The 6,435-nt window shown below is 57.0% G+C and carries 12 protein-coding genes and 1 pseudogene; 1 reads left to right on the top strand and 12 read right to left on the bottom strand.

What is annotated here, in order from left to right; all coding sequences use genetic code 11:
* From ACLD4F_RS21860 to ACLD4F_RS21805, 12 genes and pseudogenes are all read right to left on the bottom strand, one after another.
* The coding region (locus tag ACLD4F_RS21860; RefSeq protein ID WP_411011033.1) for a phage baseplate assembly protein V at window positions 1–262 on the bottom strand (262 nt) is incomplete at its 3' end.
* A gap of 68 nt (window positions 263–330) precedes the next feature.
* Window positions 331–780 carry a phage virion morphogenesis protein gene (locus ACLD4F_RS21855; RefSeq protein ID WP_001293096.1) on the bottom strand — a complete coding sequence of 150 codons (450 nt, stop codon included), beginning with the start codon at window positions 778–780 and terminating at the stop codon, window positions 331–333.
* On the bottom strand, window positions 773–1,240 hold the full coding sequence (locus ACLD4F_RS21850) for a phage tail protein (RefSeq protein ID WP_001169074.1): 468 nt from the start codon (window positions 1,238–1,240) through the stop codon (window positions 773–775). Before ACLD4F_RS21850 ends, ACLD4F_RS21855 begins: the two co-directional genes overlap by 8 nt.
* On the bottom strand, window positions 1,203–1,493 hold the full coding sequence (gene lysC, locus ACLD4F_RS21845; protein WP_213083622.1) for an Rz1-like lysis system protein LysC: 291 nt from the start codon (window positions 1,491–1,493) through the stop codon (window positions 1,203–1,205). The genes ACLD4F_RS21850 and lysC overlap by 38 nt, the downstream gene beginning before the upstream one ends.
* Window positions 1,414–1,644: pseudogene (gene lysB, locus ACLD4F_RS21840) on the bottom strand (Rz-like lysis system protein LysB); the annotation flags it as partial. The gene lysC and the pseudogene lysB, both read right to left, overlap by 80 nt.
* A 113-nt stretch (window positions 1,645–1,757) precedes the next feature.
* Window positions 1,758–2,255 carry a glycoside hydrolase family 104 protein gene (locus ACLD4F_RS21835; protein WP_058342597.1) on the bottom strand — a complete coding sequence of 166 codons (498 nt, stop codon included), beginning with the start codon at window positions 2,253–2,255 and terminating at the stop codon, window positions 1,758–1,760.
* Window positions 2,242–2,538, bottom strand: coding sequence for a phage holin family protein (locus tag ACLD4F_RS21830; protein ID WP_000134660.1), 297 nt, complete (start codon window positions 2,536–2,538; stop codon window positions 2,242–2,244). Before ACLD4F_RS21830 ends, ACLD4F_RS21835 begins: the two co-directional genes overlap by 14 nt.
* A gap of 3 nt (window positions 2,539–2,541) precedes the next feature.
* A complete protein-coding gene (locus ACLD4F_RS21825; protein ID WP_000868400.1) occupies window positions 2,542–2,745 on the bottom strand; it encodes a tail protein X in 204 nt (67 codons plus the stop codon).
* Window positions 2,745–3,251, bottom strand: a complete 507-nt coding sequence (locus ACLD4F_RS21820) for a head completion/stabilization protein (RefSeq protein WP_058342598.1) — start codon at window positions 3,249–3,251, stop codon at window positions 2,745–2,747. The genes ACLD4F_RS21825 and ACLD4F_RS21820 overlap by 1 nt, the downstream gene beginning before the upstream one ends.
* 93 nt (window positions 3,252–3,344) lie before the next feature.
* On the bottom strand, window positions 3,345–4,094 hold the full coding sequence (locus ACLD4F_RS21815; protein ID WP_000203474.1) for a terminase endonuclease subunit: 750 nt from the start codon (window positions 4,092–4,094) through the stop codon (window positions 3,345–3,347).
* Between the two features lie 3 nt (window positions 4,095–4,097).
* Window positions 4,098–5,165, bottom strand: coding sequence for a phage major capsid protein, P2 family (locus tag ACLD4F_RS21810; RefSeq protein ID WP_001248604.1), 1,068 nt, complete (start codon window positions 5,163–5,165; stop codon window positions 4,098–4,100).
* Between the two features lie 75 nt (window positions 5,166–5,240).
* Window positions 5,241–6,095: a GPO family capsid scaffolding protein gene (locus ACLD4F_RS21805; RefSeq protein ID WP_079961386.1), complete on the bottom strand. Its 855-nt coding sequence runs from the start codon at window positions 6,093–6,095 to the stop codon at window positions 5,241–5,243.
* Window positions 6,096–6,260: 165 nt separating this feature from the next.
* Between ACLD4F_RS21805 and ACLD4F_RS21800 the strand changes: the two genes are divergently transcribed.
* Window positions 6,261–6,435, top strand: a 175-nt coding sequence (locus ACLD4F_RS21800) for a terminase gpP N-terminus-related DNA-binding protein (RefSeq protein ID WP_411011034.1), incomplete at its 3' end; no start/stop codon positions are given.

Raw genomic sequence — 6,435 nt, 5'->3', positions numbered from 1 at the left:
CGGAGAAAATCCCCGGCAGCACGAAAGCAGTATCAAGCTCGCCACCAATTGCCAGCAGCAGCACCTGCTCACCGACCGAGGGAGCCCACCATGTCCGCGAACGACCGGCGCGGGTGGTCAGCCAGTTCAGCCATGCAGTCTGGATCCCGCCGCTTTGTACGCGGCACAGCCCCTGCGCGGTATCGACCTCAGTCACCACACCTGAGCGGATGAGGTTGCGAATCGCGCGCGCGAGCTCCTGTATTGTGGATAACGTATTCATAGTGCAAGGATGCCTCTGGTCTGGAGTCGCGCCAATTCGCGCGGCTCCGGTGGTGGTTCACACAATATTTATTTACCGAGATGTCTGATAATGATGTCTTCAATCATCTGCTCATCGTCGCGGGTGAAACCGAGCAACGGGCGCGCCGCGTACTGCACATCCCGGCTGTGACGATTTGGCCGGTCTTTGAGGCCATACTGATGCACCCGCGCCATGCGCTGTACCCTGCCGGTAAATTCCACCACCGCCGCACTGTCGCTGCCTTTGGCTTTCATAAAGCGGTTAGTGCGCAGTCTGGCGAACATTTCGCGCCTGATACGGCCTTTCTTACTTCGCACCGGCTGGCGCTTTCGGGCGGCATACGGGGTGCCATCTGGTGCCTGCTGTCGCCTGATGCGCTGCTGCTGACTGGCGCGCAGTTTTTTTGCAATGTCAGCCGCCATTTGACGACGCGCCGCCGGTGACAGGCTGGCAATCAGACCGGCAAGGCGCTCCTGCAGCGCGGTTAACTCACTCATCCCACTTACTCACCAGCTCGCCGTTAACGTACAGCTCGACCGGGCGTGTCACTGGCTCAGGCAGCGGTGGCTCAGGGGCATAGCTGACATGCAATGCGCCGTCGACCTCTTTGACGAGCGTGCGCTCGGTGAGTCTCAGGCTGATACTGATATCGAGCGAATCGTCGTTATTGATATCAATCATCCATGTGAATCCTTTCTCCCGCCCGTCGTCGGTGGTCATAATGTCCGGCTGATGCTCACGCAGCCATGCCTGTACCGGCACAAATATCAAATCGAGGTCGCCGGTAAAGTCAGTCACCACCACGTTAAGCACGTACACCTTTTCAAACGACAGCGAGCTCTCCAGTCGGGAATCCGTATGCCCGTTATCAGCGAACAGGCGCAGCATATCGGGGTTGTTTCGGAGCTGCGGCACGGCGTTAATCAGCGCCTTGCGCAGGCTTTTGTGCTTCTGCATCGAGTTCATCCTGACAGTGTTTGACGATTTTGACCTGCAGCGCGCAGGCGGTCAGCGCGCCCTCAAGGCGGCGGATATCAGCGCTCAGGTCACCATTAGTTTTCGGATCACTTCCCGGCATCGGGCAAAGGCTCACCCTCGGGCATCCGCTGACCACAATCACCGGCGCTGGCGCAGGCGGCGCGGGTGTGCAGCCTGCGCACAGCATCAGGCAGAGGAGCGTTATACCAGCGGCGAAAGGCTTCATTTTCATCAAGTAACCTCGTTATCGTCTGCTCGCGGCGGTTTGCTTCTGCGCCTGCCTTTGCGAGCTGTTCGCGCAGTGCCACCTGCGCGGATTCATTACGTCGGGCGAGCTGGCCGGCGACACTGAGCTGATTTTTCAGCATGCCAATCGTCGCCTTTTGCTCGCTCGCAACGCGGTTTGCCGTCTCAAAGGAGCGGGATAAATTGCCATTCTCATGGCGCTACCACATCAGACCGAGCACGGCCAGCACAAACAGCGTTATCAGGACTTTCATGCCACCACCCCGCCAGCCGTGCGCCAGACGGTAACCAGCTTTTCGAGACTGTGCTCGCGCTGGCCGTAACCGGCACCCGGCAATGACGCCCAGATATTCCGGCAACGGGAAACAGCACGCTCAATACGCCCCGCCCGGATATCGTCAATAGCACCGCGCTCCCGGATTAACTGGATCGCGAGCTTGTCCTGCGACAGTGGGCTGAAATCAGGCAATGCGAGCTGTTTTTTATAGTGCGGCCAGAACATATAAAGCTGCTGGTAACGCCCCGATGCCGTGGATTTCTCGCCACCGCGATTAAACACTTTCGCGGGTCGGCCATGTGCGAAAGGGTGGTCGCTGTAATCGGTGAAAATCTCTGGCCTGCCATCAAGGCCGGTAACAATGACGTCGTAGCCACGGTTTTTCGTCAGCGGATGGTTCGCCGTTCCTTCGGAATACGCCAGCATGTCCAGAAAGGCGGCGATATTCTGGTGAGTATTAATGACCGGCATCGCCTTCCCCCTTCTGTGACTTAAAGCGGCGCTGAATGGCGATTTCCACCACCTGATAACCGGCAATACCGAGCATGGATCCAATACCGCACACAGCGGGCAGTGACATATCAGGAAACTGCACCAGAACAACACCGGCGACCATTGAGACAAAACCGCCGAGCAACATGCGTCCGACAAACAGGCGCGGGGTGATGGGCTCACCACCTGCCAGCACTTTTCCGACCACAATCAGTGCCCCAATCACAAACAGTGACAGGACGCCTTTTTCCCCTTCTGTCATGGTTTACTCCCAAAGATTGATAGTTTCAGTTACGGGTGAAGACGGCACATCGGGCAGGTCAATTGCCGTTCCATGCGGCAGAATGACGCCCAGCTCAGACAGGCCGGGATTAGCCTGCAGCACAGTTTCAACAACGCCCTCAGTGCGCCCGTAATACCGGGCGCAAATCACGTCGAGGGTGTCGCCCTGCATCGACCTGACCTTCATCAGAGCTGGCCCACGATGCAGCGCGGTTTGTCCTGCAGACGCGCGACCGACCAGCGCATATCCCGCCACAGGTCATCAATGGTGGTTTCGACGTTGTCGGCTTTTTTGTCACCCTTGCCGGTGGCTTCAACACCGCGATAGCGCTCATACAGGGTGGCGGTTGCCATCGCCGTTACGGCTCTCAGATAGTGGAAAATACGCACATTCTCGCCATCGATTTCCTCAGCAGGCACGTCGGCCAGATGCTTAAACCCGGCGGCAGTCTGGCGCAGCCGGTAGTCGTAAAGCTCCGCATTGGTTTCCGCCATGCCAGTTCTGATGGCATGGCGCAGGCGCGCATCGGAAACCGTCTGTTCAAGCCGCATCAGCTCGCGCACACGCTTCGGATCCACATCAGGGAAAAAGAACGTGTTTTTAATTACTGCATCGCCCGTCTCCGGTACGGGAATCACCACGCCCGGTACGTCCTGCGGTTCGTCGGGCTGGTTCAGAATCACTGTCGTCATGACAACCTCATCAGGTTGGGCGGTGGACGCCGGTCGCCGTCAGGGTCAAAACCCGCTTTGACCAGCGTGCCGCCCGGCTCGGGGAGCGTTCAGTTAACCGGCGGTTTTTACCGCCTTTGGTGGACGCCCGCGCTTTGCTGCCGGTTTGGCGACAGGTTTGCGCGTGCGCGGTTTAGTCGTTTTACGGGGTGGTGCCTCCGCTTTTGGCTTCAGTGCGCGTTCCAGCCGCTCAATCTCTTTGCGCACACCGGCATTGCGGTCGAGCTGCATCGCACGTTGAAACTGAGCCAGTGCCTCAGCATTCTGACCGATATCGCGCAGGGTCAGGCCGGTCACCTTATGCAGACGGGCGCGCACCATATCGGGAACGTCAGCGCCGTCGGTCAGGCTGAGGGTGGTCAGCAGTAATGCGAGGTCGACAGGCTCACCGGCATCGCGCAGGCGCAGTGCGGCAAGCGCCACCTCCTCAACCAGCATGTAAGGCGTCGTGCGGCGATGGTCAGTGGTGAGGCCGTATTTCAGCGCATAGGGCGCAATTTCCAGCGCGCCAGCGATATCACCGGCATCAAGACGCCACAGCATGACGGTCATGACAATGTCATCCTGCGCACCGCGACCATCAGCCAGCACACCGGCGACCCACGGCGCATAGAACGGCAGCAGCTCGCGCTTTTTCTCGGCTTTACGTTCGTTTGAACGGATGTTTTTTAACGTGCGGCGGTCATCGGCCAGCTTAACCAGCATCTGCTCATAGGCGGTTGCATGGCGCAGTGGGGCTTGCTCCCGCTGCGCGGCTTGAGAGGCCGAGACCCGCATCATGTGACGCTGTGCGGGGCTCGTCATGGTTTAGACTCCGCTTTCCGGTGCTGCAGGTGCGGTGAAATCGCCCAGGGTGATGTTTTCCAGCAGGCACCCGGCGGCATACGCCTCGACCACATAGTCGATATTCATCGACTCGTAGTTTTCCACGCGGTCACGCTTGGGGTTTTCGATGACTGAACGCCGATGACCATCATCCATGAAGTAGATTGAGAGATTTTCCATCGTGGTCACCAGTACAGCATTCGCAGGGAAGTACGGCACGCGCACGGCAGGCAGGTTGCCGATGCGTTTCTGGCTGATGATGGTATCCGCAGCGAGCGACTCGCTGTTTTCCTGCTGCTTGTTAACCAGCGGGAAATATTTATCGGCCAGCAGCTTACGGCCAACGATGGCAACCAGTTTGGTTGAGTCCTGATAAACCTCATCAATCAGGGTACCTGTCGCATCCATTACCAACGCGTCAAGATTCTCATAGTCGCCGTTTTTACCGACACGAATCACATCGGAAACGACTTGACCCTCATCGTCGGTGATTTTACTCATCACGCGCGCCGGTGCTTCGTTACGGTACTTCTGCAGCCAGCCGACCGCTACATCCTGCAACATTGGATTAGTTTTGCGATTCGAGGTCGGCGCACGATGAGTACCGTTAAATCCGGCCATGATGAAATCCAGTGCCTGACGCTGGATAATCGCGTCACGGATGCGGCGCTGGAAGTCCTGAAAACGCGCCCACAGGTCGAGCGTCTTGTAGCGCAGGTGGAAGTCAAAGTTGACCTGGTTGCACTCGTACAAATTGGACTCAAGCGCGACAAAGTCAGCAGTTTCACGCTCATCGTCACCTGAGGTGTCGGTCGTGCTGGCAATAGTGCCATCCACACCCACACCGATTTTTTCACCTTTCAGCTCATCAACCGGAAAAATGTTAATCATCTGCAGAAATGCGGATGACGCCTGCACGGTGTTCATCAGCGTTTGCGTGACGGACGGCTCGACGGTGAATTTTTTGCTAACGTCATCAACGCTGATGCCGTTCAGTTTGGCGAGCTGGGTCAGATAGGCATTGAACTTAAAACGGGTTTCCTGACGCATAGTATTTCCTGTTTGAATTAATCGGTTAGTCACAGCATCGGGCGGGATTGCCGCCCGGTTCCAATCTGCGGTTTATCAGCAGTCGGTCAGCAGCTCGTCGCCACCGCCGCCGCTGGCTTTCGTGCGTCGCGGCTGGCTGAAACTTTCGGTTTTGTCGAGGGTGGTTTTCAGGGCGGAAAATGCCTGGCTGGTTTCTTCAACCTTGCCGGTCAGTTCCTGTTTAAAGGTGGCTAGCGCGGTTTCCATATCGGAAAGACGCTTATCCTGCGCAGTGAGACTGGTCTGCACATGTTCGCTGACGGCGGTCACCGCCTCATGCACATCACTCATGCGCGCATCGTCGCTGACCTGCTTACGGCTGAAAATGGCTTTCACCTTATCGGCCAGGCTGTTAAGCACTGTGTCGGGAACATCTTCAAATTCCAGTTCGGCCAGCGTGGCGACTGAAAAGACATTTTCAGGACTGGCCTTAAAGCGCTGCAGCGGGTTGTGCTTCGCCTTACGGCAGAATTCGAGGTATTCAGTGCCGAGGCTCGCAGGGTCATCAGTGACCGCAAGGCCGACAAGATAGCATTTGCCGGTGTTACCAAAATTCGGCTGAATTTCCATAGAGGTATAGACCTTCTGCGCGGCTTTATTCATCGCGATAAGGTCATCGGTTGGGGTGATTCTGGCGAACAACGCCCATTTGCCATTCAGCGCAGAATCGTCGTCAATCTTTTCGGCTCTCAGCTCAACCACATCGCCATAACGTTTAAACATGCCGTCGGGCAAAAGGCCGCGAATGTGTTCAAGGTTGATACGGCAACCGTAGACGCGCGGGTCATAGGTTTCGGCCATTTCCTGAATATCGCTGGCGCTGATAATGCGCCCGTCGCAGGTATCACCCTCGACGCCGATGCGAAAGAATTTTGAGACTTTTTTTGCCATTGTCAGGAGTCCTGAGGTTGGGGTTACGGGTCAACGCCAGTTTCCAGTCTCAGGACTCGCCAGACCACCAATGACGACTGGATAACCTCCCACACAACAGCACCTTAGCGAATCACTGACGGCCATTAAGTAGCCTTGCCCTGAATCCACTACGGCGAGGCATCAATGACCATTTCCACCGATACAACCTTATTGCATGACCCGCGACGACAGGCATCGCTGCTTTACTGGCAGGGCTTTTCCGTGCCACAGATTGCCGAAATGCTGCAGGTCAAGCGCCCGACCGTGCAGAGCTGGAAACAGCGCGACGGCTGGGACGGCATCGCACCGATTTCCCGTG

Source organism: Salmonella sp. 741265050_HSA (genome assembly GCF_046569445.1).
In the GTDB taxonomy this organism is placed as follows: Bacteria; Pseudomonadota; Gammaproteobacteria; order Enterobacterales; family Enterobacteriaceae; genus Salmonella; species Salmonella enterica.
Note: the sequence above shows the minus strand (reverse complement) of the source record. Positions and strands in the feature narration are given on the sequence as shown.